29 protein-coding genes are annotated in these 24301 nt (G+C 71.7%); 10 read left to right on the top strand and 19 right to left on the bottom strand.

Annotated features, from left to right (window positions below; genetic code table 11):
- Nucleotides 1-3: 3 nt before the first annotated feature.
- Nucleotides 4-939: a tRNA (adenosine(37)-N6)-dimethylallyltransferase MiaA gene (gene miaA / locus BJ993_RS15290; RefSeq protein WP_179649708.1), complete on the bottom strand. Its 936-nt coding sequence runs from the start codon at nt 937-939 to the stop codon at nt 4-6.
- A gap of 70 nt (nt 940-1009) precedes the next feature.
- On the opposite strand from miaA, the gene BJ993_RS15285 reads away from it, so the two are divergent.
- The 3 genes from BJ993_RS15285 (at nt 1010) to BJ993_RS15275 (ending at nt 2071) form a co-directional block, all read left to right on the top strand.
- Nucleotides 1010-1213, top strand: coding sequence for an antitoxin (locus BJ993_RS15285; RefSeq protein ID WP_308645586.1), 204 nt, complete (start codon nt 1010-1012; stop codon nt 1211-1213).
- Nucleotides 1214-1248: 35 nt separating this feature from the next.
- A complete protein-coding gene (locus BJ993_RS15280) occupies nt 1249-1737 on the top strand; it encodes an NUDIX domain-containing protein (protein WP_308645585.1) in 489 nt (162 codons plus the stop codon).
- 82 nt (nt 1738-1819) lie between these two features.
- Nucleotides 1820-2071 (top strand): hypothetical protein, encoded by a 252-nt coding sequence (locus BJ993_RS15275; protein ID WP_036547528.1) that lies wholly within the window; start codon nt 1820-1822, stop codon nt 2069-2071.
- On the opposite strand, the gene BJ993_RS15270 is transcribed toward BJ993_RS15275, so the two are convergent.
- Together BJ993_RS15270 and miaB are read right to left on the bottom strand one after the other, a co-directional pair.
- Nucleotides 2072-2803, bottom strand: coding sequence for a Type 1 glutamine amidotransferase-like domain-containing protein (locus BJ993_RS15270; RefSeq protein ID WP_179649704.1), 732 nt, complete (start codon nt 2801-2803; stop codon nt 2072-2074).
- Nucleotides 2804-2836: 33 nt separating this feature from the next.
- Nucleotides 2837-4342, bottom strand: coding sequence for a tRNA (N6-isopentenyl adenosine(37)-C2)-methylthiotransferase MiaB (miaB, locus tag BJ993_RS15265; RefSeq protein WP_179649702.1), 1506 nt, complete (start codon nt 4340-4342; stop codon nt 2837-2839).
- A 75-nt stretch (nt 4343-4417) separates the two neighbouring features.
- Between miaB and BJ993_RS15260 the strand changes: the two genes are divergently transcribed.
- The 5 genes from BJ993_RS15260 (at nt 4418) to BJ993_RS15240 (ending at nt 8271) form a co-directional block, all read left to right on the top strand.
- Nucleotides 4418-4804, top strand: coding sequence for a hypothetical protein (locus BJ993_RS15260; protein WP_036547521.1), 387 nt, complete (start codon nt 4418-4420; stop codon nt 4802-4804).
- Between the two features lie 112 nt (nt 4805-4916).
- On the top strand, nt 4917-5702 hold the full coding sequence (locus BJ993_RS15255) for an amino acid ABC transporter ATP-binding protein (RefSeq protein ID WP_179649700.1): 786 nt from the start codon (nt 4917-4919) through the stop codon (nt 5700-5702).
- Nucleotides 5703-5743: 41 nt separating this feature from the next.
- Nucleotides 5744-6634: a glutamate ABC transporter substrate-binding protein gene (locus tag BJ993_RS15250; RefSeq protein ID WP_179649698.1), complete on the top strand. Its 891-nt coding sequence runs from the start codon at nt 5744-5746 to the stop codon at nt 6632-6634.
- Nucleotides 6635-6715: 81 nt separating this feature from the next.
- Nucleotides 6716-7390, top strand: a complete 675-nt coding sequence (locus BJ993_RS15245; RefSeq protein ID WP_308645709.1) for an amino acid ABC transporter permease — start codon at nt 6716-6718, stop codon at nt 7388-7390.
- The gene (locus BJ993_RS15240) at nt 7390-8271 is read left to right on the top strand and encodes an amino acid ABC transporter permease (RefSeq protein WP_179649694.1); all 882 of its coding nucleotides are present in this window, start codon (nt 7390-7392) and stop codon (nt 8269-8271) included. The genes BJ993_RS15245 and BJ993_RS15240 overlap by 1 nt, the downstream gene beginning before the upstream one ends.
- Before the next feature lie 24 nt (nt 8272-8295).
- On the opposite strand, the gene BJ993_RS15235 is transcribed toward BJ993_RS15240, so the two are convergent.
- Genes BJ993_RS15235 through BJ993_RS25975 form a run of 3 tightly spaced genes read right to left on the bottom strand, consistent with a single transcriptional unit; the run spans nt 8296 to nt 10508 of the window.
- Nucleotides 8296-8775: a hotdog fold domain-containing protein gene (locus BJ993_RS15235; RefSeq protein WP_036547507.1), complete on the bottom strand. Its 480-nt coding sequence runs from the start codon at nt 8773-8775 to the stop codon at nt 8296-8298.
- Between the two features lie 42 nt (nt 8776-8817).
- On the bottom strand, nt 8818-9600 hold the full coding sequence (locus tag BJ993_RS15230; RefSeq protein WP_179649692.1) for a methyltransferase domain-containing protein: 783 nt from the start codon (nt 9598-9600) through the stop codon (nt 8818-8820).
- Entirely contained in the window at nt 9597-10508 is a 912-nt protein-coding gene (locus tag BJ993_RS25975) for an alpha/beta fold hydrolase (protein WP_179649690.1), read from the bottom strand. Before BJ993_RS25975 ends, BJ993_RS15230 begins: the two co-directional genes overlap by 4 nt.
- A gap of 65 nt (nt 10509-10573) precedes the next feature.
- Here BJ993_RS25975 and BJ993_RS15220 point away from each other — a divergent pair, with 65 nt between their 5' ends.
- A complete protein-coding gene (locus tag BJ993_RS15220) occupies nt 10574-11062 on the top strand; it encodes a MarR family winged helix-turn-helix transcriptional regulator (RefSeq protein WP_036547498.1) in 489 nt (162 codons plus the stop codon).
- Between the two features lie 16 nt (nt 11063-11078).
- Here BJ993_RS15220 and BJ993_RS15215 read toward each other — a convergent pair whose 3' ends face one another.
- From BJ993_RS15215 to rsmI, 7 genes are all read right to left on the bottom strand, one after another.
- Nucleotides 11079-12908, bottom strand: coding sequence for an ABC-F family ATP-binding cassette domain-containing protein (locus tag BJ993_RS15215; RefSeq protein ID WP_179649688.1), 1830 nt, complete (start codon nt 12906-12908; stop codon nt 11079-11081).
- On the bottom strand, nt 12901-13806 hold the full coding sequence (locus BJ993_RS15210) for a 4-(cytidine 5'-diphospho)-2-C-methyl-D-erythritol kinase (RefSeq protein WP_179649686.1): 906 nt from the start codon (nt 13804-13806) through the stop codon (nt 12901-12903). Before BJ993_RS15210 ends, BJ993_RS15215 begins: the two co-directional genes overlap by 8 nt.
- A gap of 4 nt (nt 13807-13810) precedes the next feature.
- A complete protein-coding gene (gene rsmA, locus BJ993_RS15205; RefSeq protein ID WP_179649684.1) occupies nt 13811-14701 on the bottom strand; it encodes a 16S rRNA (adenine(1518)-N(6)/adenine(1519)-N(6))-dimethyltransferase RsmA in 891 nt (296 codons plus the stop codon).
- 110 nt (nt 14702-14811) lie between these two features.
- Nucleotides 14812-15903 carry a resuscitation-promoting factor gene (locus BJ993_RS15200; protein ID WP_308645584.1) on the bottom strand — a complete coding sequence of 364 codons (1092 nt, stop codon included), beginning with the start codon at nt 15901-15903 and terminating at the stop codon, nt 14812-14814.
- Nucleotides 15904-16214: 311 nt separating this feature from the next.
- Nucleotides 16215-17060: a TatD family hydrolase gene (locus tag BJ993_RS15195; protein ID WP_179649682.1), complete on the bottom strand. Its 846-nt coding sequence runs from the start codon at nt 17058-17060 to the stop codon at nt 16215-16217.
- Nucleotides 17061-17070: 10 nt separating this feature from the next.
- Entirely contained in the window at nt 17071-17958 is an 888-nt protein-coding gene (locus BJ993_RS15190) for an alpha/beta fold hydrolase (protein WP_179649680.1), read from the bottom strand.
- Nucleotides 17951-18787: a 16S rRNA (cytidine(1402)-2'-O)-methyltransferase gene (gene rsmI, locus BJ993_RS15185; protein ID WP_179649678.1), complete on the bottom strand. Its 837-nt coding sequence runs from the start codon at nt 18785-18787 to the stop codon at nt 17951-17953. Before rsmI ends, BJ993_RS15190 begins: the two co-directional genes overlap by 8 nt.
- 76 nt (nt 18788-18863) lie before the next feature.
- Here rsmI and BJ993_RS15180 point away from each other — a divergent pair, with 76 nt between their 5' ends.
- Nucleotides 18864-20639: a dolichyl-phosphate-mannose--protein mannosyltransferase gene (locus BJ993_RS15180; RefSeq protein ID WP_179649676.1), complete on the top strand. Its 1776-nt coding sequence runs from the start codon at nt 18864-18866 to the stop codon at nt 20637-20639.
- Nucleotides 20640-20780: 141 nt separating this feature from the next.
- Here the strand turns inward: BJ993_RS15180 and BJ993_RS15175 are convergent, their stop codons facing one another.
- The 6 genes from BJ993_RS15175 to BJ993_RS15150 are packed head-to-tail and all read right to left on the bottom strand — an operon-like array spanning nt 20781 to nt 24279.
- On the bottom strand, nt 20781-21050 hold the full coding sequence (locus BJ993_RS15175) for a DUF7218 family protein (protein WP_036547480.1): 270 nt from the start codon (nt 21048-21050) through the stop codon (nt 20781-20783).
- A gap of 40 nt (nt 21051-21090) precedes the next feature.
- On the bottom strand, nt 21091-21777 hold the full coding sequence (locus tag BJ993_RS15170) for a hypothetical protein (protein ID WP_179649674.1): 687 nt from the start codon (nt 21775-21777) through the stop codon (nt 21091-21093).
- On the bottom strand, nt 21777-23009 hold the full coding sequence (locus tag BJ993_RS15165) for an NRAMP family divalent metal transporter (RefSeq protein WP_179649672.1): 1233 nt from the start codon (nt 23007-23009) through the stop codon (nt 21777-21779). Before BJ993_RS15165 ends, BJ993_RS15170 begins: the two co-directional genes overlap by 1 nt.
- 6 nt (nt 23010-23015) lie before the next feature.
- On the bottom strand, nt 23016-23483 hold the full coding sequence (locus tag BJ993_RS15160; RefSeq protein ID WP_179649670.1) for a hypothetical protein: 468 nt from the start codon (nt 23481-23483) through the stop codon (nt 23016-23018).
- A complete protein-coding gene (locus BJ993_RS15155; RefSeq protein ID WP_179649668.1) occupies nt 23480-23956 on the bottom strand; it encodes a DUF6328 family protein in 477 nt (158 codons plus the stop codon). The genes BJ993_RS15160 and BJ993_RS15155 overlap by 4 nt, the downstream gene beginning before the upstream one ends.
- On the bottom strand, nt 23953-24279 hold the full coding sequence (locus BJ993_RS15150) for a hypothetical protein (protein WP_179649666.1): 327 nt from the start codon (nt 24277-24279) through the stop codon (nt 23953-23955). Before BJ993_RS15150 ends, BJ993_RS15155 begins: the two co-directional genes overlap by 4 nt.
- Nucleotides 24280-24301: the final 22 nt, after the last annotated feature.

The raw sequence follows: 24301 nt of genomic DNA, 5'->3' as shown, positions 1-24301 counted from the left end.
CGCTCAGACAGGGCGATCCCGTACGACGGCCAGCGCCTTCGCCACCCGGTCCGGGTCGTCGTAGCGCACCCAGGTGATGCGGGGATCGTTCTTCCACCAGGCCATCTGGCGTCGGGCGAACCTGCGGGTGGCGATGACGGTGCGCTCCTGCGCCTCGGCGACGTCCATCTCCCCCGCCAGCACGGCGACCGCCTGGGGGTAGCCGATGGCACGGGAGGCCGTGCGTCCCTCGGCGAGCCCGTTGGCGAGCAGCCGCTCGGTCTCGTCGAGCAGGCCGGCGTCGAACATGGTCCGGACCCGCTCGCGAATCCGCTCCTCGAGCACGTCGCGCTCGATCTCGACTCCGATCTGCACGGTCGCCGGGTCGTCGTACTCCTGGACGGGGAGGCGGGCGCTGAAGGGCTCCCCACTCAGCTCGATCACCTCGAGGGCGCGGACGATGCGGCGGCCGTTCTCGGGCTCGATCCGCTCGGCGGCGGCGGGGTCGAGCGCCCGGAGCCGGGCGTGCAGGCCCTCGGGGCCGACCTCCTCCAGCTCGGCCTCGTAGCGGGCGCGGACGTCCCCGTCGGTGCCGGGGAACTCGAAGCGGTCGAGGATCGCCCGCGTGTAGAGGGCGGATCCGCCGACCAGCACCGGCGTCGCGCCACGGCCACGGATCTCGGCGATGGCCGCGCGCGCCCAGGCCTGGAACTGCGCGACGGTGGCCGGCTCCCGGACGTCGAGGGTGTCGAGCAGGTGGTGCGGGATGCCGCGGCGCTCGGCGGGCGGCAGCTTCGCCGTACCGATGTCCATGCCGCGGTAGACCTGCATCGAGTCGGTGTTGACGACCTCTCCCCCGAGCGCCTCGGCGAGGTCGAGGGACAGGGACGTCTTGCCGCTGGCGGTGGGTCCGACGATCGCGACGATCGGGTTCGCGGACGTGGAGGGACGGTGCGGCATGGAGACAGTGTGGCAAGGTGGGGCCGACGACTCGGAGCGGGTCGCGACCATCAACCTTTGGGGGTTTCTCGTGGGCTTTCTGGACGACGCCAAGGACAAGCTGAGCGACGCGGTCGACAGCCAGGGCGACAAGATCGGCGACGGCCTCGACAAGGCCGCCGACTTCGCCTCCGACAAGACCGGCGGCAAGTTCGACGACAAGATCGACCTCGGCGTCGACAAGGCGAAGGACGCGCTCGACGGCCTCGACGGCGAGAACGACGACATCAACTGACGTCGCTCGACCAACGACAGCAGAAGAGCACCTCGGTGACCGTGCAGGACCCCGCGACCGGCAAGACCCGCTTCGTGGTGGTCCCCGCCTCCTACGTGTTCCTCCTCCGGGAGGCCGCGGGCGGGACGGGCACCGAGGTGCTCCTGCAATTGCGGCAGGGAACCGGCTACATGGACGGGCACTGGGCCGCAGCGGCGGCCGGGCACGTCGAGCGCGGCGAGACCGCCGAGGACGCCGCCCGGCGCGAGGCCCTGGAGGAGGTCGCGGTCGCCGACCTCGACCTCGCCTTCGCGACGGCGATGCAGCGCACCGCCCACGACCTGCCGATCGACGAGCGGATCGACTTCTTCTTCACGGCGCGCGCGTGGAGCGGGGAGCCGCGCATCGTCGAGCCCGCGAAGTGCGCGGACCTGCGGTGGTTCCGCCTCGACGCCCTGCCCGACCCGGTGGTCCCCCACGAGCGCGTCGTCCTCGCCGGGCTCGAGCGCGGCGACCTCGCGCCCCTGACGCACTTCGGCTTCTGAGCCGGCGCTCCGGCCGGTTGCGATCGCTCCCGCCGGATACCTCCGAGGTGGTGCTCCCGCACACCACGGAGAGGAACAACCCATGAACGGGCAGCTGCCCCCACCGCCCAAGCCGACGGCCGAGCCGCAGGCTCCCCCGCCCGGTGGGCCCAACGCGATCGAGGGCGTCGGCGGCGACGGCGCCTACAGCACCGAGCCGCGCGACCCCGACCCGCTGCGCAACCCGGCCACGGACGAGGAGCTCCCGCCCGAGACGCTCAGCGAGGAGGACACCGACACCGCAGCCACCCGCGGCGACCCGGAGGTCTCGCCCGAGGACGAGTCGCCGGCCTAGCTAGCGAAGGCGGCGCGTCTCGAGCCGGGTCTCGACGACGCCGCCGTCGTCCGCGCGCTCGACGAAGTACGCCGCCTTGCCGTCCACCTCGGTGAGGGCCTCGACGAACTCCGTGCCCCGGTAGAGGACGCCCACGCCGTCGTCGGTGGCGTAGCCGGGGGCAAGCACGCCGTCGCCGACGAGCTTCTGGAAGAGCGGCCGGCGCTGCTCCTCGGAGTCGTAGTGCACGCCGTTGGACCACGGAACCAGGCCGAGCCCGTTGGTGATCGGTCGCAGCTCGGGCCCGAACGAGTCGGTGGTGCCGCCGGTGTGCCAGCAGATCGAGCCGGCGGAGACGCCGGTCAGCACCACGCCGGCCTGCCACGCCTCGCGCATGATGTCGTCGACCCCGTGGAGCTCCCACATCGCGAGCAGCCCCGCGACGCTGCCACCCCACACCCAGATCACGTCCTGCGCGAGGAGGTGGGCGCGCACGTCCTCGACGTTGGGCATCGGAAACAGCTGCACGTGGCTGGCGTGGAAGCCCGCCTCCTGGGCCATGTCGTAGAAGTCGCGGACGATCATCGGCGCGTCACCGCAGGCCGTCGCGAGGAAGCAGACCTTGGGCGCGCGGCCGTCGACGCCAGCGAGGTCGACGGCATGACGCGTCAGCGGGCCGACACTCCAGCGCGTCCGTGCGCCAGGAACGATGCCGCCCGAGGTTGCGAGAATCGTTGGATCATTCGCTGGCATCGCCCCTGAACCTAGCCCAGCGCCGTCACCTGCTCAACCGCAGGCGGGCGCCTCGGGCAGCGGGGCGGGTACGCCGACCGACGGCATCCCGAGGCCGACGGCCGGTCCGGCGGCCGGGGGCTCCGTCGTACGGCGCTCCCACGCGTCGCCCGAGCGGGTACGCCGCAGCGCGCGCACGGGCCCGTCCGCGACCAGGTGGTGCGGGGCGGCGTAGGTGACCTCGACGGTGACCATGTCGCCGGGCCGCGGCTCGCCGTCGACCTGCGAGAAGTCGGCCTCGAAGTGGACCAGGCGGTTGTCGGGCGCGCGCCCGGAGAGCCGGTGCGTCTCGGCGTCCTTGCGGCCCTCGCCCTCGGCGACCATGAGCTCGAGCTCGCGGCCGACGAACTGCTTGTTCTCGTCCCAGGTGATCTCGTTGACCAGGTCGACCAGCCGGTTGTAGCGGTCGGTGACCTCGGCCTGCGGGACCTGGTCGTCGAGCTCGGCGGCGGGCGTGCCGGGGCGCTTGGAGTACTGGAAGGTGAAGGCGCCGGCGAAGCGCGACTCGCGCACCACCTTCAGCGTCTCCTGGAAGTCCGCCTCGGTCTCACCGGGGAAGCCGACGATGATGTCGGTGGTGATCGCGGCGTCGGGCATGGCGGCGCGGACCCGCTCGATGATCCCGAGGAACTTCTCCTGCCGGTAGGACCGGCGCATGTCCTTGAGCACCTTCGACGAGCCGGACTGCAGCGGCATGTGCAGGCTGGGCATGACGTTGGGCGTCTCGGCCATCGCCTCGATGACGTCGTCGGTGAACTCCGCGGGGTGCGGGCTGGTGAAGCGGACCCGCTCCAGGCCCTCGATCTCGCCGCAGGCCCGCAGCAGCTTCGAGAAGGCCTGCCGGTCACCGAACTCGACGCCGTAGGCGTTGACGTTCTGCCCGAGCAGGGTGATCTCGGAGACGCCCTCGGCGACGAGCGCCTCGATCTCGGCGAGGATCTCGCCGGGCCGGCGGTCCTTCTCCTTGCCACGCAGGCTGGGGACGATGCAGAAGGTGCAGGTGTTGTTGCAGCCGACGCTGACCGACACCCAGGCGGCGTACGCGGACTCCCGCTTGGTCGGCAGCGTCGAGGGGAACACGTCGAGCGACTCGAGGATCTCGACCTGCGCCTCCTGCTGGACGCGCGCCCGGTCGAGCAGCGCGGGCAGGGAGCCGATGTTGTGGGTGCCGAAGACGACATCGACCCACGGCGCCTTCCTCACCACGGTGTCGCGGTCCTTCTGCGCCATGCAGCCGCCGACGGCGATCTGCATCCCGGGCCGGCTGGCCTTCACGGGCGCGAGGTGGCCGAGGTTGCCGTAGAGCCGGTTGTCGGCGTTCTCCCGCACCGCGCAGGTGTTGAACACGACCACGTCGGCCTGCTCACCCTCGGCGGCGGCGAGGTACCCGGCGTCCTCGAGCAGGCCGGAGAGGCGCTCGGAGTCGTGCACGTTCATCTGGCACCCGTAGGTGCGGACCTCGTAGGTCCTCTGCTCGGTGGGGGCTGCGGTGCTGGTCATGGCAGGAAAAGGGTACGGCGGCAGGGGGCCGCCGCCCGAATCTCGATCACGGCGCCGGTGTCATAGTCTCGGCGCATGGCTGACACCGCTCCCCCCGGCTTCGTCGCCCGCCACAACCAGGTCATCGGCAGCATCCTGAGCATCGTCGCCCTCGCGGTCGCGGTCCTGCTGGGCGCCGGGCTGATGTTCGGCACCGACACCCGCGGCGTGCGCGCGATCCTGACTGTGCTCACGGTCGCCGGCGGCACCTTCACGCTGCTGCTCCTCGCCATCGGCGGCGGGCTGCGCGCGGTGACGCCGACCGGCGTGTGGGAGCAGGAGGAGGCCGAGTGGCGCCGCGACATGGGCATCACCGCCGCCGACGAGCCGGTGCCGTCGCGGGCCGGCCGGCTCGCCGTACCCCTGGCGGTGGGGGCGATCGCGCTCGGGCTGGCACTCAGCGTGGTGCCGGCGGTCTTCTGACGCCGACCGGCTCCGGCCGGACCATCGGATGCGATCAGCGCTCGTCACGAAATGATCTCTTCCGCCTGTCGCACTAGCCGGTGGGACGGATCACCCGCTAGCGTCCGAACGCATGACCGTCTCCGATGACGCAGCGGTTGATCTCGGCAAGGCTCGCTCCGGCGAGCCGCTCGTGGAGCTGCACGGCGTCCAGAAGTGGTACGGCGAGCTGCATGTCCTCCAGGACATCGAGCTCACCGTGACCAAGGGCGAGGTCGTGGTCGTCATCGGCCCGTCCGGCTCCGGCAAGTCCACGCTCTGCCGCACGATCAACCGGCTCGAGACCGTCGACCAGGGCGACATCAAGGTCGACGGCAAGCCGCTCCCCCAGGAGGGCAAGGCCCTCGCCGCGCACCGCGCCGACGTGGGCATGGTGTTCCAGAGCTTCAACCTGTTCGCCCACAAGACGATCCTCGAGAACGTCACGCTCGGCCCGATCAAGGTGCGCAAGACGCCGAAGGCCGAGGCCGAGGCGCGCGCGAAGGAGCTGCTCGACCGGGTCGGCGTCGGGCACCAGGCGGCGAAGTACCCCGCCCAGCTCTCCGGTGGGCAGCAGCAGCGCGTCGCGATCGCCCGGGCGCTCGCGATGGAGCCGAAGGTGATGCTCTTCGACGAGCCGACCTCGGCGCTGGACCCCGAGATGATCAAGGAGGTCCTCGAGGTCATGGTCGACCTCGCCGAGCGCGGCATGACGATGATCGTGGTCACCCACGAGATGGGTTTTGCCCGCACCGCCGCCAACCGGGTGGTGTTCATGGCCGACGGACGCATCGTCGAGTCGGCCGACCCGGAGAGCTTCTTCACGAATCCGCAGAGCGATCGCGCCAAGGACTTCCTCGGCAAGATCCTCAAGCACTGACCCGTTCGAACCAGATCTCGGCAAGGAGAGGACAAAGAAGGATGCGACTGAGGAAGGCCTTTGCGGCCACCACTGCGGGCATCGCGATCGCTGCCGGGTTGGCAGCGTGCGGCGATGCGGGGAGCGACGACGAGGGACGTGACGTCGACGCGAAGAGCGACTGCGACAAGAAGTTCGACGAGGGATCGCGGATGGCCGAGCTGGCCAAGGCCGGCACGATCAACGTCGGCCACAAGACCGACCAGCCGGGCGTCGGCTTCCAGGGCGCGACGGACGACGTGCCGAAGGGCTTCGACATCGAGATCGCCAAGCTGCTGATCGCCGACCTCTGCATCGACCCTGCCAGCGACAAGGTCAACTGGGAGGAGACGATCTCCGACAACCGCGAGCCCTACCTGGAGTCGGGCAAGGTCGACATCGTCCTGGCGTCGTACTCGATCACCGACGATCGGCAGAAGGTCGTCGGCCAGGCAGGCCCCTACATGGTCACCGGCCAGCAGGTCCTGGTGAAGGAGGACAGCGACGTCACCGGCATCGACGACCTCAAGGGCAAGGAGGTCTGCTCCGTCACCGGATCGACCTCGCTCGAGAACGTCAAGGCCAAGGGCGCCAAGGGCGTCGGCGCCGACTCGTACTCCGAGTGCGCGGAGAAGGTCCTCGACGGCACCTACGAGGCCATGTCGACCGACGGCACGATCCTCGCCGGGCTCGCCGCCCAGAACGAGGGTCAGCTCAAGGTCGTCGGCGACCAGTTCTCCACCGAGAACATCGGCGTCGGCTACGGCAAGGACCACCCCGAGATGTGTGAGTGGATCGACGGTGTCCTCAAGGCGGCGTTCGAGGACGGGTCGTGGGCCGAGGCGTTCGAGCTGACGCTCGGGCCATCGGGCGTCGAGACGCCCGAGCCGCCCACGCTGCAGCCCTGCAAGTGACCCACGCATGACTCCGGAGCTGGGGCCCGTCGCAGGACGGGCCCCAGCTCCCCGGACGGAGAGGGGATCCCGTTGAGCGCAGTGCTCGACAACCTCGACGAGTTCTTCAAGGGATTCGGATACACGCTGGCCCTGTTCCTCGTGTGCGCCGTTGCTTCCCTGGTTCTGGGCACCCTGCTCGTCGCGATGCGCGTGGGCCCGATCGCCGTGCTGCGTTCGCTGGCCGCGGTCTACGTGTCGGTCGTGCGCAACACCCCGCTGGTCCTGATCTTCATCTTCTTCCACTTCGCGGCGCCGATCATCGGCATCAACTTCAGGTGGGTGCAGGTGCACATCGGCAGCTACGACTTCACCTCGGCGTTCGCCACGGCGTTCGTCGCGCTGAGCCTGTACACCGCGTGCTTCGTCTGCGAGGGCCTGCGCTCCGGGGTCAACGCGGTGCCGATGGGCCAGGCCGAGGCCGCGCGGGCCATCGGCCTGCCGTTCAGCGGCGTGATGACCCAGGTCGTGCTCCCCCAGGCGATCCGCGCGTCCGTGCCACCCGTCGCGAGTGCACTCATCGCGATGCTCAAGAACACCTCGGTCGCCGCGATCTTCTTCCTCGCCGAGGCCACCGCGACCATGCGCGGCCTGACCAACGACTACAGCAGCCAGCGGATCGGGATCTTCCTCGCCTTCGCCATCGGCTACATCGTGCTGGTCGAGATCGTGTCGATGATCTCGCTGACCTTCGAACGACGCTGGAGGATCGCCTGATGGCCGCGAGTGTCCTCTTCGACGCCCCCGGTCCCGCCACCCGGATGCGGCACCGGATGTACACCGCGATCGCATCGGCGGGCATCATCGCCGCCGTCGTCTACGCGGTCGTGAAGCTCAACAACGACGGCCAGTTCGAGTACGGGCTCTGGGAGCCCTTCGTGACGCCGGACTACCTCAGCGCCCTCATCCTCGACGGCTTGGTCGACACGGTGACCATGGCGGTGTTCGCGATCATCGGCGCCGTCGTCTTCGGCTTCCTGTTCGGCGTCGCCAAGATGTCCGACCACGCCTTCATCCGCTGGCCGGCATGGGTCGTCGTCGAGTTCTTCCGCGCCATGCCCGTGCTGCTGATGATGTTCTTCGTCTTCTACATGTGGTTCATCTCGGTACAGGGCAGCTTCCTGTGGATCGACCAGCGCTCGGGGTTCTTCACGGTGGTCATCGCACTCACCTGCTACAACGGCGCCGTGCTCGCGGAGGTGGTCCGCGCCGGCGTCAACGCCGTGCCGAAGGGGCAGGCGGAGGCGGCGTACGCGATCGGCATGCGCAAGACCCAGGTCATGACCATCATCCTGTTGCCGCAGGCCGTGAAGGTCATGCTTCCGGCCATCATCAGCCAGATGGTCGTCGCCCTGAAGGACACCAGCCTCGGCTACGCCGTCGCCGCGCCCGGCCTGACCAGGGTCGGCCAGTCGATCTACAAGGAGTTCCACAACCAGGTGCCGACGGCCATCGTGCTGGCGGTTCTCTATGTCGGGCTCAACCTGCTGCTGACCCTGCTCGCGACCTGGATCCAGAGGCGCTTCGTCGGCGAGAAGAAGATCGACGTCGTCTCCGTCGCGGCAGGGATCGACAACGACCGGGGCGGGCCTGTCTGACCGGCGCGGCCCCGGCCGAGTCGCCTACTTCTTCTTCGAGGTCACCCAGAGCGTGATCGTGCCCTCGATGACGACGGTGCCGTCGGCGAGCTCGCCGCGGACCCGCACGGGCAGGTCGCCCTCGGCGGTGTCCCACTGCTCTTGGTCGGTCTCGGCGATGCAGGTGACGTCACCGGTCGCCTTGGCCGTGTAGGAGATGCTCATGCCCTTGGGGATCCACCGCTTGCTGCTGGGGATCGTCGACTCGGCGAGGCCGCCCATCGCCATCTCGAGGCCGTTGCACATGGCGATCGCGTGGACCGTGCCGATGTGGTTCTGCACGCTGCGCCGCTTGGGGATCACGACCTCGCAGTGGTTGGGCCCCATCTCGGTCACCCGGGGGTGGATGGTCGCGAAGTAGGGCGCCTTCTGCGCGAAGGCGATCGAGAAGACGCGCTTGCCGATCGTGCCGCCGACGACGGGGAGGCCGGTGGTCGTCTTCCAGAGGTTGTGCACCTGAGTCATGGGTCGAGATTACTCGCGAGTAACAAAGCCGGGCAAGGTGTTCTACGGCACGCGCGCGACGACGAAGATCCGCCGGAAGGGCAGCACCACGCCGTGGCCGTCGTCCGGGTACGCCGCCCGGAGCCGCGCCTTGTACTCCTCCTCGAAGCGACCGCGGAGGTCCTCGGGCAGGGCGTGCAGGATCGGCCGGGCGCCGGTGCCGGAGACCCAGGTGAAGACCGGGTCCTCCCCGTGCAGCACATGGAGGTAGGTCGTCTCCCACGCATCGACCTCGCAGCCCAGCGCCTGGAGCGCGCGAAGGTAGGTCACGGCGTCGTGTGCGCCGACCCGGGCGGCGCCGGCCGTGTGGACGTCGTACGGCGGCTCGGCGGCCAGCTCCGCGAGGAGGGTGTGGCTGGGAGCGAGGTGGTTGCCGGGCACCTGGAAGGCGAGCCAGCCACCGGGTGCGACGGCCTCGGCCAGGGCGGGCAGGAGGTCGAGGTGCTCGGGCAGCCACTGGAGGGTCGCGTTCGAGACCAGGACGTCGACCTGGCCCGGCTCGGCCTCGCGCAGCCAGTCCCGCAGGTCCTGCCTGTGGAAGACCACGCGCTCCGCGGCCGGACTGTCGGAGGCGGCGCGCACCATGTCGGCACTGGAGTCGACACCGGTGACCGCGGCAGCAGGCCAGCGATCGGCCAGGAGGGAGGTGAGGTTGCCAGGACCACAGCCGAGATCGACGACGACCCGCGGGTCGGTGGCGTCGATGCGCGCGACCAGGTCGACGAAGGGGCGTCCACGTTCGCCGGCGAACGCGAGATAGCGACCCGGGTCCCAGGTGCTGGTCACGAGCGGGCCGCCGCTCGCTCGTGGAGGTACTCGAGGATCCGGGCGTTGACCACGTCGGGCCGCTCGAGCTGGAGGAAGTGCCCCGCGTCCTCCACGACGGCGACCCGGCTGCCGGCGGGCAGCCGGTCCCCGATCCGGGCTGCCCAGCGCGCGTCGAGGCAGCCGTCGTCGGCGCCCTGCAGGAAGAGCAGCGGCACCTTTGGCGCGCCGGTCCAGTCGCGGGCCAGCGGCTGGTAGCGCGCCGGCAGCCGCCAGGTGCGCGGCTGGGCGCGGTAGTAGCCGATCGCCGCGGAGCGGTGGGCGTCGTCGGGCAGCGCGGCCGCGAGGTGGGCGAGGTCCTCGGTGGCGTCGAAGCCGGGCGACCAGCGCCGCCACAGGTGGGCGACGAGCCGCTCGAAGGTGCGCTCGGGGAGGCCGGGCAGCTGGTTGAAGAGGGTGTACCAGCTCATGCCAGCCTGCCGCGGCAGGATCCGCAGCCAGCGGGTCAGGTCGTCGCTGCGCGGGTTCATCGCGGAGAACGGCGGGACCGCGAGCGAGACGACGTCGGCGAACGGGTTGGCATCGGACGCCGCGATGCCGTTGGCCGTGATCGCGCCCCAGTCGTGCCCGACGAGCAGCGCGCGGTCGTCGCCGTCGTACGCGCGGTGGAGGGCGAGGGCGTCGTCCATCAGCGCCGGCACGTGGTAGCTGCCGTCCGCCGGGATCCCGCTCGGGGCGTAGCCGCGGGTGAACGGCGCGACGACGCGGTAGCCCGTCGCGGCGAGCTCCGGGCCGAGGTGGCGCCAGGTGTGGGCGGTGTCGGGGAAGCCGTGCAGGAGGACGGCGAGCGGGCGTGCCGTGTCGTCGACCTCGCCCCACACGAGGCTGGTCAGGGTGATCCGGTCGAGGGCGGTGGTGCGCTGGTCCACGGCCCGACCCTATGCCCTCAGTATCTTGACATCAAGATTCTCGACGCATCGGATAGGGTGCTGCCATGCGGGACGAGGTGGACGACCTGGTGGAGGCGTGGGCGCGCGAGCGTGACGACCTCGACCTCGGTCCGGTCGCCGTGTTCAGCCGGATCTCGCGCCTCGCGCACCACGTCGACCGCGCGCGGCGCCAGGCGTTCACGGCGCACGACATCGAGTCGTGGGAGTTCGACGTGCTCGCCGCGCTGCGGCGGGCAGGGCGGCCCTACGAGCTCTCCCCCGGGCGGCTGCTGCGCGAGACGCTGGTGACGAGCGGGACCATGACCAACCGGGTCGACCGGCTGGCCACCCGCGGCCTGGTCGAGCGCCACCCCGACCCCTCGGACCGGCGCGGCGTGCTGGTGCGCCTCACCCCCGAGGGCAAGGAGGCCGTCGACGGCGCCTTCGCGGCGCTCCTCGACGCCGAGCGGGACCTGCTCACCGGGCTGTCCGAGAAGGACCAGACCGAGCTCGCCGACCTGTTGCGGCGCCTGCTCGTGCCGTTCGCGGACTGACGGTCGCGCGCTCGGGCTACTCCAGCAGCTCCGCGGCTTCCAGCCACTCGAGCTCGGCGGCTTCCTTCTCCTCGTGCAGCTCCCCGAGCGCCTGGGAGATCTCCGTGAGCTTCCCGGGGTCGGACGCGTGGGCCGCCAGCTCCGCGGTGAGCTCCGCCTCGCGCTCGGCGAGCCGGGCGAGCACCTTGTCGAGGCGGGCGACCGTCTTCTTCGCGGCCCGCTCCTCGGCGGAGCCGGGCTTGGCCGTCGATCTCGATCCGCCGGCTGGTTCCTCGCCGGCTACCCGATCAATGACGGGACCAGCAGGTGCCGCGGGCGGCGGGGCGACCTCGAGGTGCATGGCCTGGGCCCGGCGCTCGAGGTACTCGTCCACGCCGCGCGGCAGCATCGAGATCTGGCCGTCGCCGAGCAGCGCCCAGACCGAGTCGGTGACGCGCTCGAGGAAGTAGCGGTCGTGCGAGACCACGACGAGGGTGCCCGGCCAGCCGTCGAGGAAGTCCTCGAGCACGTTGAGGGTCTCGATGTCGAGGTCGTTGGTGGGCTCGTCGAGGAGCAGCACGTTCGGCTCGGTGAGCAGCAGTCGCAGCAGCTGGAACCGGCGTCGCTCGCCGCCGGAGAGGTCGCCGACCCGCGCGGTGAGCTTGTCGCCGGTGAACCCGAAGCGCTCGAGCATCGACGTCGCGGAGATCTCGCCGTCCGCCGTACGGGTGACCCGGCGGATTCCCTCCACGGTGGCGAGGACGCGGGCCTCCGGGTCGTCGAACTCGACGGCCTGCGAGAGGTGCTGCAGGGCGACGGTGCGGCCGTGCTTGACCCGCCCGACCTGGGGAGCGGCCTCGCCGGCGAGCAGGGACAGGACCGAGGTCTTGCCGGCGCCGTTGACGCCGACCAGACCGACGCGGTCGCCGGGCCCGAGGCGCCAGGTCGCGTGGCTCAGCAGCTGGCGGGTGCCACGCGAGAAGTCGACGTCCTCGACGTCGATCACGTCCTTGCCGAGCCGCTGCGCGGCGAAGCGCTGGAGCTCGAGCCGGTCGCGCGGCGGCGGGACGTCCTCGATCAGTGCGTTGGCGGCGTCGATGCGGAACTTCGGCTTCGAGGTCCGGGCGGGTGCGCCGCGGCGCAGCCAGGCGAGCTCCTTGCGGACGAGGTTCTGCCGGCGTACCTCCGAGGCCGCGGCCTGGCGCTGGCGCTCGGCCTTGGCGAGCACGAAGGCGGCGTACCCGCCCTCGTAGCTGTCGACGACGCCGTCGTGGACCTCCCAGGTCTGCTGGCAGACCGCGTCGAGGAACCAGCGGTCGTGGGTGACCACGACGAGGGCGGACGGACGGGCGGCGAGGTGGGCGGCGAGCCACGCGACCGCCTCGACGTCGAGGTGGTTGGTCGGCTCGTCGAGGATCACCAGGTCGTGCTCCCCCAGCAGCAGGCCCGCCAGGGAACATCGCCGGCGCTCCCCACCGGACAGGCCCGCGACCGCGCGGTCGAGGTCGACACCGGCGAGCAGGACGTCGACGATCTCGCGCAGGCGGGCGTCGGCGGCCCACTCGTGGTCGGCCTTGCCCTGCAGCACCACCTCGCGCACGGTGTGGGAGTCATCGAAGTCGTCGTGCTGGGCGAGTACGCCGACGAGGAGCCCGCGCTGGCGCGAGACCCGGCCCTCGTCCGGCTCCTCGGCTCCGGTCATGATCCGCAGCAGGGTCGTCTTGCCGTCGCCGTTGCGTCCGACGATGCCGATCCGCTCGCCGGCGGCGACGCCGAGGGAGACGTCGGAGAGCAGGGGACGGACGCCGTAGGCCTTCGAGACCCGCTCCAGGTTGAGCAGGCTCCGGCCTTGGCCGGGATCAGGCATAGGTCACCACGTGGGCTCCGGCGACCGGGCCCGGCGCGATCGTGCACCGGAAGCCGCGCTCGGTCAGGTCCGCCACTGCGCTCCGCGCCTCCTCGACGTCCTCGTACAACATCAACAGGGTCGGGCCCGAGCCGGACAGCAGGACGCCGTCGGGTCCGAGGATCCTCAGCTGGGCCTCGACGTCGACGAGGTCGGGGCGCAGGTCGCGCGCCGCGGGCCACAGGTCGTTGTGGAGCAGGGCACCGACCTCGTCGGTGTAGCCCTCGGCGAGCGCGTCGACGAGCGCCTGGGGCACCGGGGGGTCCGCAACGGCGTCGGGCGCGAGCACGTCGAAGTGCCGGTAGACGGCCGGCGTCGACAGGCCCTCGTCGGAGAGGACGACGACCCACCACACCGAGCTCCGGTCGGGGATCGGCGTCACCACCTCGCCGCGCCCGGTCCCGAGCGCGGTGCCGCCGAGCAGGGCGAAGGGCACGTCGCTGCCGAGCTCGCCGGCGATCCGCAACAGGTCCTCGTCGCTGGTCTGCAGGTCCCACAGGCGGTCGAGCGCGAGCAGGGTCGCTGCGGCGTCGGCCGACCCGCCGGCCATGCCGCCCATCACCGGGATGCCCTTGGCGATCGTGATCCGCGCCGCCAGGTCGAGGCCGTGGTGGGCGACGAGCGCGCGACCGGCCCTGATCGCGATGTTGTCGTCGTCGAGCGGGACCCCGTCGATGGGGGCGGTCAGCCCGACCGACCAGTCGGGCGCGTCGGCGACCGTCACGTCGTCGTACAGGCCGACGGCCTGGTAGATCGTCGCCAGCGGGTGGAAGCCGTCGGCGCGTGGGCCGCCGACGCCGAGGTGGAGGTTGATCTTGGCGGGCGCGCGCACGGTCACCCGGTGGGTCGGCTCGACCATCGCCTCACTCATCGGCGCCGCCCGGCACCACGGCGTGCTCCTGGAGCGCGATGGTCAGCGCGACGAACTCGTCGATGCCGAGCGCCTCGCCCCGCGTCAGCGGGTCGATGCCGGCGGCGAGGAGCGCGGCCTCGGCCGGTCCCGACCCACCGGCCAGGTTGCGCAGGGCACCGCGCAGGGCCTTGCGCCGCTGCGCGAAGGAGGCGTCGATGACCGCGAACACCTGCTCGCGGGTGACCTCGTCGGTCGGGGGCGCGTGGTGCGTCCACGCGACCAGCCCGGAGTCGACATTGGGCGCGGGCCAGAAGACGTTGCGTCCGATGGCGCCGGCACGGCGGACGTCCGCGAACCACGCGGCCTTGGCGGACGGCACGCCGTAGGTCTTGGACCCCGGTGGGGCGGCCAGCCGGTCGGCGACCTCGGCCTGGACCATGACCAGCCCGTGCTCGAGCGACGGCAGGAGCGCCATGAGGTGCAGCAGCACCGGCACCGAGACGTTGTAGGGCAGGTTGGCGACGAGCGCCTGCGGCGCCGGACCCGGTACGACGTCGACCGTCAGCGCGTCCGCGAGCACGACCTGGAACCGGTCGGCCTGCGCGGGCGCGAACGCGGCGATGGTCGAGGGCAGCTCGGCCGCCAGCAGCGGGTCGACCTCGATCGCGGTGACCGTGGCGCCGACCTCGAGCAGAGCAAGAGTCAATGAGCCGAGCCCGGGCCCGACCTCGACGACGACCTCGCCGTCGACGACCCCGGACTCGCGCACGATCCGGCGCACGGTGTTGGCGTCGATCACGAAGTTCTGCCCGCGCTGCTTGGTCGGGCGCAGGTCCAGCCGCGCGGCGAGCTCGCGGACCTCGGCCGGGCCGAGCAGGCGCGGCGCTGAGGTCTCGGTCATGGGCTCAAGCGTAGGGCCCGCGGGCGCAGAAGCCCGCGCTCGCCCGTGCGGGGACGCCGACGGCGAGCGGACCAGGGGTCCGCTCGCCGTCGGTGGGAGGTGCGGGTGGCTCAGCGGGGCAGGCCCAGCGAGGCAGCGCAGCCCGGCCAGGCGCCGTAGCCGCCGGACGCATCGCGGACCTTCGTCGCGATCGCGATCTGGGTCTCCCGGGAGGCCTGGTGCGGGTAGCCGGTGCCGCCGTAGGCACGCCACGTGCCGACGTTGAACTGCAGGCCGCCGTAGTAGCCGTTGCCGGTGTTGATCGCCCAGTTGCCGCCCGACTCGCACTGCGCGAGGCGGTCCCAGACGGTGTTGCCACCGGCGAAGTTGGCGGCGACGGACTTGGTGCCGACGTGGACGACCTCGGCGCGCGGCGCCCTGGTGACGTCCTGGGTCAGCACGATCCGCTTGACGACGTCGCCGTTGCGGACGATGACGCGGTAGGTCACGTCGCGGACGCCGTCGACGCCCTCGGTGACGACCTTGCGCTCGCCCTCGTACATCGAGTCGTCCTCGACCTCCTTGACCGGAGCGGGCACGACCTCGTCCTCGACGCGGCGCTTGCGCTGCGCGATGTCGGTGAAGACGATGCGGTCGCCGTCCTCGACCTTGGCGGTACGGGCGGGCCGGACCTTGTCGAACTCGTCGAGCTCGACGCCGACCTCGGCGAGGGCGTCCTCGACGGTCAGCGCGGGGACGGTGCGGGTGACGGCCTTCTTGCCGGCGAGCTCGAGGACGAGCTTCTTCGGGGTGATGACCTCGATCTCGGCGCCGCCGCGGTCGATGTCCGCGCCACGGCTGGTCGAGAGCCGGCTGTCGGCGTACACGACGCCGATCTGGGCGAGTGCGCCCTCGACGTCGGTGGCGGTCACCCAGTGGGTGGAGGTCGTGCCGTCGACGGTCAGCTCAATCGGCCGGCTGTACCGGACGGAGATGCGGTCGCCGCTCTCGATCTCCTCGTCGACGCTGGGCTGCACCACGTCACGGGAGGCGAGCTCGATGCCTTCGGCGTCGAGGACGTCCTGGACGGTGTCGCCGAACGTGCTGACGGTGCGCTCCTTGCCGTCGACGGCGAGCGTGACCTCGGTGGAGAGCGAGGTGTAGCCATAGGTCACCGTGGAGACCGCGAGGAGGACCCCGACGATCGTGGCGACGAGGGCCACGCGGCTCTCGGTCAGCTTCTGGACGATTCCCCGCAGGGACTGGGCAAGGTGAGGGCGCGCAACTCGCACGATTCTCCGATGTTCGAACTCCCCGGGCCTCGGTCGACCAGTGCCTCCCGGAGAGTGTGCCCGCACGCGAGCGGCCCCCCAGAACCCGAGAGAAACTGGTCGGGATGCTGCTGTCCGATCCCGGCCGTCGCATCTACCAGAACAAGAGCAAGCGCGGATCGCAACTCCTGAGAGCCCTCTCCACGCTCAGCGGGTGACCCGTCTCACGCCGTTTGCTAACTTTTGTTAGCAGTGGCGAGGGCTCACCAGCCGCCGCTGAAGGCCCGCTCGGTGTTCGCGTCGACGGCCGCGCAGAGCTCGCCGAGATCCTCGCCTCGCTCGGCCGCCATGAGCCGCATCGTCACCGGGACCAGGTACGACGCGTTGGTGCGACCGCGGTACGGCGCCGGCGTCAGGTAGGGCGCGTCGGTCTCCACGAGCAGCCGGTCCTGCGGGGCGATGCGGAGGGCCTCGCGCAGGGGCTCGGCGTTCTTGAAGGTGACCGTCCCGGCGAAGGACAGGTGGGCGCCGCGGTCCAGGCAGGCGCGGGCGAAGTCGGCGTCGCCGGAGAAGCAGTGCATCACCCAGCGCTCGGGCACGCCCTCGGCGTCGAGCACCTCCAGCACCTCGTCGTGGGTGTCGCGGTCGTGGATCACCAGCGTCTTGCCGAGGCGCTTGGCGATGTCGATGTGCCGCGCGAAGGACTCGACCTGGACGGCCCGGCCGTCCTCGCCGGTGCGGAACGCGTCGAGGCCGGTCTCCCCCACCGCGCGCACCTTGTCGTGCGCTCCGGCCAGCTGCTCGATCTCGTCCCACGCCGCCTCGAGCGCCGCCCGGCCACCACCGGCGAGGATCCGCGGCGCCTCGTTGGGGTGGAGCGCGACGCCGGCGACCAGCGCGGTGTGCTCCGCCGCTGCCGCCACCGCCCAGCGGGCGCCGGGCAGGTCGCAGCCGATCTGCACGATGCGGGGTACGCCGACGGCGGCTGCTGCCGCGATCGCCTCACCGGCGTCCCGGGCCGGCTCGCCCCGCCCGATGTCGAGGTGGCAGTGGTTGTCGACGACCGGATGGGGCAGCGGCTCGGGGGCGGGCGGCCTCTCGTCGCTCACGACCGGGCGCTCACGACCGGGTGCTGGCCGAGCCCAGCCGGTCGAGGATCGCCTCAGCCAGCTCGTCCGGCGCCTGCGTCGGGATCCAGTGCGAGACGCCCTTCAGCTCGACGAGGCGGTAGGGACCCTCCACCCAGCGGTGGTTGTTCTCCGCGCTCCAGCGGCCGACGGCGATGTCACCGTCGCTCCACACCAGCGTCGTCGGGACCGACACCTTCAACCGCATGTCGCGGGGCTTGTTGAGCGGCAGGGCCCGGTACCAGCCGAGCGCGCCGGGCAGCGCACCGTCGTCGACGATCTCGCGCTGCACGCGGTCGAGGTCCTCGCGCGTCATGCCCGACGCCGCCAGCTGGCGGTCCGACGCCTTGCCGAGCCGGCCCACGACCAGCTCGGGGATCATGGGCACCTGGAAGGCGAGCATGTACCAGGACTTCAGCACCTGTCCCGAGCGCGCCATCGCCGTCACGAAGGACATCGGGTGCGGCACCGACACGGCGGTGAGGGTCGCGACGCGGTCGGGGTGCTGCTGCGCGACGCCCCAGGCGACGACGGCGCCCCAGTCGTGGCCCACCACGTGCACCCGTCCCTCGGGACCGACCGCCGCGTCGACCAGCGCCATCACGTCGGCGACCAGCTCCTCGATCCGGTAGTCACGGCGCCGCTTCGGCCGGGCACCGCGCGAGTAGCCGCGCTGGTCGATCGCCAGCGTGCGGTAGCCCGCGTCGTGCAGCTGCGGTGCGACCAGCCGCCACGAGCTGGCCCGCTCGGGGAACCCGTGGAGCAGGACCACGACCTCGCCGTCGGCCGGACCGTCGTCGTACACGTCGAAGGTGAGGGAGTCGCGTCGGACCGTCGTGATCCGCCCGGTCCCCGAGATCGTGTCGGGCTTGTCAGTCATCGATGTGCACCACCTGGTAGACGTCGCGTTTCGGGATCCCAGCCTGTACGGCGACCGCGGCGATCGCGTCCTTGCGCCGCATGCCGGACTCCTCGAGCCCGGCCACGGCAGCGCGCAGGCTCGCGGGATCGGTCGCCACGGCTGCTGCGGGGTCGGCGCCGGCGACGACGATCGTCACCTCGCCGCGGATGCCGTCGGCCGCCCACGTGACCAGGTCGCCGAGCGGGCCGCGGCGTACCTCCTCGTGGGTCTTGGTCAGCTCGCGGCACACCGCCGCGGCGCGCTCGGCCCCGAACACGTCGCGCATCGCCTCCAGGGCGGCCTCCGTGCGGTGCGGCGCCTCGAAGAAGACCATTGTGCGCTGCTCGGCGCCGAGGTCGGCGAGTCGGCGGGAGCGCTCGCCAGCCTTGCGCGGCAGGAAGCCCTCGAAGCAGAACCGGTCGACCGGCAGCCCCGAGACCGCCAGCGCGGTCAGCACCGCCGAGGGGCCGGGGACCGCGGTCACCCGGATGCCCGCCTCCACGGCCGCGGCGACCAGCCGGTAGCCGGGGTCGGAGACGCTCGGCATGCCGGCATCGGTGACGAGCACGACCCGATCACCGTTGAGCAGCGCCTCCACGAGGGACGGCGTGCGCGCGGACTCGTTGCCCTCGAAGTAGGACACCACCCGGCCGCCGAGCTCGATGCCGAGGTCGGTCGTGAGCCGGCGCAGCCGTCGGGTGTCCTCCGCCGCGACGACGTCGGCGCCGGCCAGCTCCGCGGCGAGCCGTGGCGGCGCGTCGCCCGCCTGGCCGATCGGCGTGCCCGCGAGGACGAGGACTCCAGTCACGGCTCCATCCTTGCAGCCGGGTCTCGGGACGGTTGCTGCGCAACCTCCTCGACCACCGGAGCTAGGCTTCCGGACCGTGACCGTCGCCGAGGAGGAGGCCCGCACGTCCGCGGGCCCACGCAGCCTGACGACGCTGTCCACGACGGCGACCGGGCGACGCGTTCCGCACGCCATCGACCGGGCGCTCGGCCCGCTCCGGGGCCTGCGCGGCCGCGACCGGCTGGTCGGCTGGCTGGGGCCGCTGGGCGTCACGCTGCTCGCGCTCGGCCTGCGGCTGGTCCACCTCGGCGACCCGGACCGGTTCGCCTTCGACGAGACGTACTACGCCAAGGACGCGTGGTCGCTGCTCAACAACGGCTACATCCAGACCTACCTGACCGACGTCGACGGCAACACCAAGACCGACATCAACGCCGACATCCTCGCCGGGCACACCCAGGGCGTGTGGACGGGCGAGCCGTCGCTCGCCGTGCACCCCGACGTCGGCAAGTGGCTGATCGCGCTCGGCGAGAAGGCCTTCGGCATGGACCCCTTCGGCTGGCGGATCGCGTCGGTGGTCGCCGGGTCGCTGATGATCCTGGTCCTGTGCCGGCTGGTACGACGCCTCACCGGCTCCACGATGCTCGGCTGCGTCGCCGGCCTCCTGCTGATGCTCGACGGCATGCACTTCGTGCTGTCCAGGCTGGCGCTGCTCGACATCTTCCTCGCGCTCTTCCTGCTGTGCGGCGTGCACTGCCTGGTCGCCGACCGCGACTGGCTGCGCCGCAGGCTGGCCGCCCGCGCCGCGCTCACCGCCGACGGCACGCTGCACGGCTGGGGCGGCCGGATCCTGTTCCGGCCGTGGCTGCTGGCCGCGGGCGTCTGCTTCGGGCTGGCCGTCGGGACCAAGTGGACGGCGCTCTACCCCCTGGCCGCGTTCGGCGTCCTGTGCTGGGTCTGGAGCGCGGGCGCGCGGCGGATGCTCGGCATCCGGTGGGCCGTGGCGAAGGGGGCGCTCGCCGACGGCGTACCCGCCTTCCTGCACCTCGTGGTCGTGGCCGGCCTGGTCTACATCGCGACCTGGGGCGGGTGGTTGGCCCACGCGCACGAGTACGAGGAGCACCTCAGCTCGACGCAGTACCGCCAGTACACCGGCCACGGGCACTGCGCCAAGGACGACGACTCCTACGTCGCGACCGACCTCGACGACTCGAGGAAGTGGCCCACCGCGACCGAGAAGGACGCCCACGGCATCGGTGAGGCGTGGCAGTCGCTGCGCTCGCTCTGGTACTACCACCAGGACGTCTACACCTTCCACACCCACTTCCTGAACTGCTCCGAGCACTTCTACGAGTCGAAGCCGTCCAGCTGGCTGCTCATCAACCGTCCGGTCGGCGTGGCCGTCACCAACGACATCTCCCCCGACGCCGAGGGCTGCGACGCCCCCGCGAACAGCGACTGCATCAAGCAGGTCCTGCTGCTCCCCACTCCGGTGCTGTGGTGGGGCGGCGTGGTCGCGCTGCTCTTCGCGGTCGTGATGTGGATCGGCGCGCGCGACTGGAGGTACGGCCTCGCCGTCGTCGGCGCGCTGTCGACCTGGCTGCCCTGGATGCAGTACGACGACCGGCCGATCTTCATCTTCTACGCGATCGCCGTCCTGCCGTTCACCGTCATCGCCCTCACCCTCGCGATCGGCACCATGATCGGCCCCTCCCGGCTGCCCTCGGCCCGTCGTACCGCCGGGGTGATCGTGAGCGGTGCCTTCGTGATCCTGGTGATGCTGAACTTCGCGTGGTTCTGGCCGATCTGGACCAACCAGATGCTGACCCACAGCGAGTGGCTGAACCGGATCTGGTTCACCCGCTGGGTCTGATCATGGGCGCGAGCGCGTCTCCGCCGCAGGTGGGGGCAGCAAGCTGCCGGAGGCGCGGCTCCCGCCGCGCTGCCGCGCTCGCGGTTGCCTCCGGTGGAACCCACGCCCGCCTGGCGGCAAGCCTGCCGTCTGCCCGGGAGCTCAGTGGTTGCGCAGGGCGTCGATGAGCTCGCCCTTGTTCATCGACGAGCGGCCCTCGATGTCGAGCTCGGCGGCCCGCTCGTGCAGCTCGTCGACGGTCCAGTCCTCGTAGTCGCCGGCCTTGCCGCCACGACGGCCGATCTCCGAGGCGCCCTCGGACTTCGCCGCGTTCGAGATCCGGGCGGCCTTCTCCTTGCTGGCGCCGTCCTCGCGGAGCTCCTCGTACATGTCGGGGTTCTTGATCCCCGGGCCGTGCTTCTTGCCGGGCATGGCGTCCTCCGTCCGTGGGGTCTCTGCTTCTCCCCAGTCGCTACCCGAGGAGGGGGGTGACAGACGCCCGGTCGGAGACGCGGACTTCGCGCTGGGCCACGTCGACCTCGACGCCCGGGCCCATCGCGACCACCCGCGCGTGCCGGTGCAGCCACCGCACCAGGTCCGCGACCAGCCACGGGCCGGGCTCGCTCCGGCGGTCGTAGCCGAGCAGGGCGCCCGGCCGGCCGGGTCCGACGATCAGCGCGTCCACGACGGTACGACGCCCGTCCGGCACGGAGACCATCCGCGCGTCGAGCACCCGGGCGCCGCGGTGCAGGCCGGCTGCGGCCGGCGCGACCACCGGTAGCCCGAGCAGCTGCCCCAGCCGGAGCCGGTCCGCCCCCGCCTCGCCCTCGGCGCGCGGCCGGAGCAGCCCGGCCCGGGGCACGGACAGGTGGACCTCGCTGGTGACCTCGGCGACCAGGTCGAGGTCGATGACGTCGGGCACCGACCGGTGCGCCTGGGCGTCGAAGACCCGCGCGTGGGTCCGCGTCAGGACGCCGCCCAGGTGCGGGCCGAAGCGCGGCAGCAGGGCCGGCAGCCCGACCAGGATCCCGGTGGGGACGAGGGATCCGTCGGGTGCGGTGGCGATCTCGATGTCGTCCACCTTGCACACCAGGCGGCCCTCGCTGTCGACGACCTGCCGGTCGAGCAGGTGGAGCGCGGCGTCGTACGAACCGGTCATCAGCCCTGTCCCATCGAGGTCGCGATGATCAGCGGGATCGCAGCGACGGCCGCGACCACGATGACCACCAGGTAGACGAGGCCGAGGAGGTTGGCGAGGCGCCCGTTGCGGTGCTCGCCGAGGTAGTCCGGGTCGTTGGCGACGACGAGGATCGGGAAGTAGGTCAGCGGCAGCGCGACCGCGGAGAAGACCACCGAGATCTCGGTGACCATGATCGGGTCCACCCCGGTGAGCAGCACGCCGGCGGCCAGCACCGTCATGACGAGCAGGATCACGTGGAAGCCCGCCGCCTCGGGGGTCCGGACGTACTTGCCCCACTGGAAGCCGAAGTACTGCGCCAGGCTGTAGCCCGTCGACAGGCCGGTCTCGCACGCCGCACCGAAGGTGGCCGCGAAGAAGCCGAGCACCACCACGGCCAGCCCGACCTTGCCGAGGGCGACCGCGACGGGAAGCCCCACCTGGCCGAGCGTCTCCACCGCGATCCCCTGCGGCATCAGCACGACCGCGGCGCACCCGGCGATGGCGACCGACAGGATGCCGCCGAGCGGGAAGCCGATGAGGACGTTGGCGCGCATCACGCCGATGTCCTTGCTGGTCCACCGCTCCTCGACGCCGCCGCTGGAGAAGAAGAAGACCTCGTAGGGCGTCATCGCGGCGCCGAAGAGGGCGACGCCGAAGAAGGCGTAGGTCGCCCACGACTCGGCTCCCGGCTTCTCGGCCGGCGACAGGGTCGAGGCCAGCTCACCCCAGTCCGGGCCGAGCTGCCACAGCGCGACCGCGAAGCCGATGAGGGTCAGGCCCAGCAGGCCGAGGACGTTCTCGATCGACGAGAACTTCGCCCGCCACAGGACGATCCACACCGCGGCCGCGACGAAGGGCACCAGCAGCACGTGGTTGACCGAGCTCACCAGCTGCAGCGCCAGCGCCACGCCGCCGATCTCGGCGATGAAGGTCAGCAGGGTGACCAGCATCGAGCCGACCAGGTTGAGGAAGCCCATCCGCGGCCCGAGCCGCTCGCGCACGAGGTCGAAGGTCGCCCGCCCGCTCACCGCGGCGATCCGCCCGGACATCTCCGCGAAGACGCAGATGCCGACCACGCCGAGCACCACCACCCAGACGAGGGACAGTCCGAAGCGGGCGCCGACCTGGGCGTTGGTGACCAGGTCCCCGATGTCGACGAACCCGCCGATGGCGGTCAGCACGCCCAGCAGGACGTTGAGGTAGCGCTTCACGGCACCTCACCACCGGCTCTCGGCCCGTTCGAGCCGGTCCGCCGCGCGGTCGAGCGCGACGAGGACCGCGCGGTCGTCGTACCGTCCGTCGACGGCGTGCTGGCGCGCGTCCTGCACCGCCGTGGCCGCCTCGTCGAGCAGCGCCTCGAGGTCCTCGGCGTCCTGGTCGCGGCCGGCGGGCACCTGCAGCCGGGACGTGTCGTCCTGCACGGTGCCCATCGCCTTCTCGGCGTCCGCCACCAGCACCACCGTGTACGACGACCAGGTCCGCTCCTCGTGCGCGGTCTCGACCGCGAGCCGTGCGGTGGCGACCTCGCTCGTCGCGTCGGTCACCGCCTGCCGCGCCTCCTGGTCCCACGCCGCCACGTCGGGCTGACCCACCAGCGAGCAGCCGGACGTGGTGGCGAGGACGGTCACCAGGAAGGGCACCAGGAAGGGCACCACGACGGCGGTCGTACGCCAGGCCCGCATCATCGCTCGCGGTCCCGCAGGGTGAACGGGACCGCGGCCCACAACGCGATGAAGGCCAGCGCGACCGCCGCCGCGGCGATCGGTGCGGCGGATCCGCCGAGGACCACGTCGAAGACGAGGTAGACGACGGCCGCCGAGACAACACCCAGGCCGACGATGCCGCCGAGGCAGCACAGGTGGGCCGCCCGGACCAGCCAGTCCCGCTCCCCCTGCCGGAAGAGCAGGCGGTGGTAGCAGACGGGCGCCACGATCGTGCAGGTGGTGATGACGGCACCGAGGAGGATCCCGAGGTACAGCCGGTGCTGCCCAGCGGTCAGGTCGTGGAAGCGCTCGGTGAACGGCACCGTCAGCAGGAAGCCGGTGAGGATCTGCACGCCGGTCTGCATGACGCGCAGCTCCTGGAGCAGCTCGCCGAGGTTGCGGTCGAGCTGCCGGGGCGGCCGCTGGTGGTCCCCCAGCGTCGCCGGGGGCGTCACGCGCGGTCCTCCTCCACGTCCTGCACGCGCGGGTAGGCGTCGTCGTCCTCGTCGGCAGGCGAGCCGTCCTCCTCGTCGACGACGGCCTCGGGGTCGAGGTCCTCCTCGTCCACGACGGCCTCGGGGTCGCCGTCCGCGACGTGGTACTCCTGCGCCGCGTCGACGTCCTCGTCGCCGGTGCGCGCGTCCGGTCCCGCGGCGCCCTCCTGGACGTCGTCGTCGAAGGGGTGACCGGCGACCGCGTCACCGGGCGTCACCGGACCGGCCGCCTTGCGGCTGGACACCTCGGACAGCTCTCCGGAGTTCTTGTCTTCACCAGGCATGGACGAGCGGTACCCGGGCCCC

Source organism: Nocardioides aromaticivorans, assembly GCF_013408525.1.
Classification (GTDB): Bacteria; Actinomycetota; Actinomycetes; order Propionibacteriales; family Nocardioidaceae; genus Nocardioides; species Nocardioides aromaticivorans.
The sequence above is the reverse complement of the archived record's forward strand: the minus strand, read 5'-3'. Positions and strand labels throughout refer to the sequence as shown.

What these genes read in the sequence shown, in the direction of transcription:
- miaA (WP_179649708.1), bottom strand. Translation starts at nt 939, where the DNA reads ATGCCGCACCGTCCCTCCACGTCCGCGAACCCGATCGTCGCGATCGTC.
- BJ993_RS15275 (WP_036547528.1), top strand. Translation starts at nt 1,820, where the DNA reads ATGAACGGGCAGCTGCCCCCACCGCCCAAGCCGACGGCCGAGCCGCAG.
- BJ993_RS15270 (WP_179649704.1), bottom strand. Translation starts at nt 2,803, where the DNA reads ATGCCAGCGAATGATCCAACGATTCTCGCAACCTCGGGCGGCATCGTT.
- miaB (WP_179649702.1), bottom strand. Translation starts at nt 4,342, where the DNA reads ATGACCAGCACCGCAGCCCCCACCGAGCAGAGGACCTACGAGGTCCGC.
- BJ993_RS15260 (WP_036547521.1), top strand. Translation starts at nt 4,418, where the DNA reads ATGGCTGACACCGCTCCCCCCGGCTTCGTCGCCCGCCACAACCAGGTC.
- BJ993_RS15255 (WP_179649700.1), top strand. Translation starts at nt 4,917, where the DNA reads ATGACCGTCTCCGATGACGCAGCGGTTGATCTCGGCAAGGCTCGCTCC.
- BJ993_RS15250 (WP_179649698.1), top strand. Translation starts at nt 5,744, where the DNA reads ATGCGACTGAGGAAGGCCTTTGCGGCCACCACTGCGGGCATCGCGATC.
- BJ993_RS15240 (WP_179649694.1), top strand. Translation starts at nt 7,390, where the DNA reads ATGGCCGCGAGTGTCCTCTTCGACGCCCCCGGTCCCGCCACCCGGATG.
- BJ993_RS15235 (WP_036547507.1), bottom strand. Translation starts at nt 8,775, where the DNA reads ATGACTCAGGTGCACAACCTCTGGAAGACGACCACCGGCCTCCCCGTC.
- BJ993_RS15220 (WP_036547498.1), top strand. Translation starts at nt 10,574, where the DNA reads ATGCGGGACGAGGTGGACGACCTGGTGGAGGCGTGGGCGCGCGAGCGT.
- BJ993_RS15215 (WP_179649688.1), bottom strand. Translation starts at nt 12,908, where the DNA reads ATGCCTGATCCCGGCCAAGGCCGGAGCCTGCTCAACCTGGAGCGGGTC.
- BJ993_RS15210 (WP_179649686.1), bottom strand. Translation starts at nt 13,806, where the DNA reads ATGGTCGAGCCGACCCACCGGGTGACCGTGCGCGCGCCCGCCAAGATC.
- rsmA (WP_179649684.1), bottom strand. Translation starts at nt 14,701, where the DNA reads ATGACCGAGACCTCAGCGCCGCGCCTGCTCGGCCCGGCCGAGGTCCGC.
- BJ993_RS15190 (WP_179649680.1), bottom strand. Translation starts at nt 17,958, where the DNA reads ATGACTGACAAGCCCGACACGATCTCGGGGACCGGGCGGATCACGACG.
- BJ993_RS15175 (WP_036547480.1), bottom strand. Translation starts at nt 21,050, where the DNA reads ATGCCCGGCAAGAAGCACGGCCCGGGGATCAAGAACCCCGACATGTAC.
- BJ993_RS15170 (WP_179649674.1), bottom strand. Translation starts at nt 21,777, where the DNA reads ATGACCGGTTCGTACGACGCCGCGCTCCACCTGCTCGACCGGCAGGTC.
- BJ993_RS15160 (WP_179649670.1), bottom strand. Translation starts at nt 23,483, where the DNA reads ATGATGCGGGCCTGGCGTACGACCGCCGTCGTGGTGCCCTTCCTGGTG.
- BJ993_RS15150 (WP_179649666.1), bottom strand. Translation starts at nt 24,279, where the DNA reads ATGCCTGGTGAAGACAAGAACTCCGGAGAGCTGTCCGAGGTGTCCAGC.